Raw genomic sequence first — 2,260 nt, 5'->3', positions numbered from 1 at the left:
CCTGTACGACGGGGTTTCCCAATCTTCTCAAGGATCACTTGCTCAAATCCGGCAAACACATCAGCGCCCATCCGTTTCCGGATATCGACGAACAGACTGGGCGCAAAGGGAGGCTTATCCACATAACTGCTGAAGCCAACAAAGTATTGGAGGTACGGATTTTCCTGGATCTGCAGCACCGTCTCTTCATCGCTCAGGGTTAACTTATGCTTGATGATCATCGCACCGATCACCAGGCGTGCATCTTTTCCCGGACGTCCCTTATTGGGAGTCATCGTTTTGTAATAGCATGCAGCTAAATCGTCCCACGGGATAACTGCACTCCATTTTACCCACCGGTTCTTCGGATTCAGCGTACCGCCAAAGGGAAGGCTAAATCCATCCAGGCTGAGTTGCTTACAGCTCGTATATTGGATCATGTGCAAGCCTTTTGAGGAATATCCTGTTTAATTTCTACACATCATACACGATTCAGCGGTTTTATACTTGCGATTACAGATAGTTATTCATTACTGAGGAGAATCTATTTTAACTGCTGAAGGATGCTTGCAACGAACGGCAAGGCAATGGCTCTTTTTGAAAAAGAGATGTGAAAAGAGATTACTGGCTTAACTACTGCTCCACTTTTTTGGAGACATGATAAAGCCTGCCGACCCGGGATAAGATTTATCAGGTCGTTTGTCTACACCGCATTGTAGTCAAGACCCATAAGGACAAACTGGTGGGTAAAAATCACTATTTTTCTTGCCCTTTGGTATCAATCAATACGTAACCCACAAAAAACTGGGAAGTCAGGCTCTTTGAAACGGATGGCCCCAATCAGGAAATGGCCACTGACAAAGAGCTATCTACAGGCTCCGTAAATTTTCCGGCATACAGCGCTAAGGAATGCACTCGTTGGCTCTTGGCAAACCAACATGAATCTTCATTTCGGTCAGGGTTAGTGCACACACGATATGAATATTGCTGGCACCGGCTGAGGCCTTATTGTTTTCTCTATCATTTCAGACATTACAAAAAGATAAAATGATAAATTGTCAATTAGATAAAAAGATATAAAATTATCTAATCTATATCGTATGCTGCCTTGTACGCTTCCAACGCTTTCTCAAGCAATTCAACCTTTTTCATTTTCCCCATAAAGGCTATGCGTCTGAACTCTTCGTCGAATTCAGCAGTGACTTTTGTAGCAAATGGCACTGTTCGACCTGTCTTGTTTCGAGGTTTACGTGCAGGAGCTGTTTCTGGTGCCGCGAGATTGTTATCACTATCCTCTGGCGAGGGAGCCTCTCCGAAACGGCTTTTTTTGGTCTGCTTTATCTTGCTGAAATCTGCCATTATTCTACTCGCTCAATAAATTGGCTAAGATGCTTTCCAGAACAATGTTTGCTTTATTATTGAGGCTTTTCCATTTAGTTTCCGTCAAGGCGTATCCATCGTTCTGGGCTTGTCGGTAACCAGGTTTTTCAAAGACACATCCATCGAGTACCTTGAAGCCGGATTCTCTTATAAACTCACGTGCATCGCCAATTTCTGATGCCGTGGTCACCCTGGACAAAGCAAAGACTATATTACCGCGAGGTATCTGATTTTTAACCAGTTCATGACCAAGCTTGATGGTGGGAATGAGATCAGCCCTGCTTGAGCAGCAAGGCAATACAATGAGGTCAGATATTTTCCCGGCGGCGAGTGTCCCTTTACTGGCTCTTGGAGTACCGTCAATGATTAGAAAGTCATAATTGCTCATTGCAACAGATTTTTTGAGATCGTCAATCGTCCCAAAAATTTCCACCGAGCCAATTGAAGAGTTACCATTGTTAAGCCGTTGCCGATGGAGATCAGAGAGGGTCCCCTGTTGAGTATCCATATCCGCGACCTTCAAAGACAACCCACTCTTGGATGCCTCATATGCGGTTGCGAGAGCAAGGGTGCTTTTGCCTACACCGCCCTTTTGGGAGACGAATGAGATAGTTTTCATAAAAAGCAAAAAATATAAAAAGATTAATTAGTAAATAGATAAAAAGATAACATTTTCACCAAAAGATAAACCTATCTCTTTTTACGCATCAGATCAAGAAGATTACGTATTTTTGTGCTATTTTTTCTGGTTTCTGAGCTGTCCCCGGATCTTTCGGAGACAGTGCGTATTCCACTGATCCCGGCCGGTGATTCCAGACGATCCCGGCCACCCAAGTTGGAGGGTAGCGACGCATAAAACCAGATGGTAGATGAACCCTTTTTATTGTTTTTATCGAAGAGG

4 protein-coding genes are annotated in these 2,260 nt (G+C 43.9%); all 4 read right to left on the bottom strand.

The annotated features are described in order from the left end of the window. Positions 1 to 419: transposase (locus BLQ17_RS21880; protein ID WP_143005618.1), on the bottom strand; the 419-nt coding region annotated here is incomplete at its 3' end. A gap of 646 nt (positions 420 to 1,065) precedes the next feature. Next, positions 1,066 to 1,338, bottom strand: coding sequence for a hypothetical protein (locus tag BLQ17_RS21875; RefSeq protein ID WP_092226396.1), 273 nt, complete (start codon positions 1,336 to 1,338; stop codon positions 1,066 to 1,068). Positions 1,339 to 1,342: 4 nt separating this feature from the next. Beyond that, positions 1,343 to 1,978: a ParA family protein gene (locus BLQ17_RS21870; RefSeq protein ID WP_092226395.1), complete on the bottom strand. Its 636-nt coding sequence runs from the start codon at positions 1,976 to 1,978 to the stop codon at positions 1,343 to 1,345. A gap of 88 nt (positions 1,979 to 2,066) precedes the next feature. After that, the coding region (locus BLQ17_RS23040) for a hypothetical protein (protein WP_218121887.1) at positions 2,067 to 2,260 on the bottom strand (194 nt) is incomplete at its 5' end.

It is taken from the genome of Desulforhopalus singaporensis (assembly GCF_900104445.1).
GTDB lineage: Bacteria > Desulfobacterota > Desulfobulbia > Desulfobulbales > Desulfocapsaceae > Desulforhopalus_A > Desulforhopalus_A singaporensis.
The sequence above is the reverse complement of the archived record's forward strand: the minus strand, read 5'-3'. Positions and strand labels throughout refer to the sequence as shown.

What these genes read in the sequence shown, in the direction of transcription:
- BLQ17_RS21875 (WP_092226396.1), bottom strand. Translation starts at nt 1,338, where the DNA reads ATGGCAGATTTCAGCAAGATAAAGCAGACCAAAAAAAGCCGTTTCGGA.
- BLQ17_RS21870 (WP_092226395.1), bottom strand. Translation starts at nt 1,978, where the DNA reads ATGAAAACTATCTCATTCGTCTCCCAAAAGGGCGGTGTAGGCAAAAGC.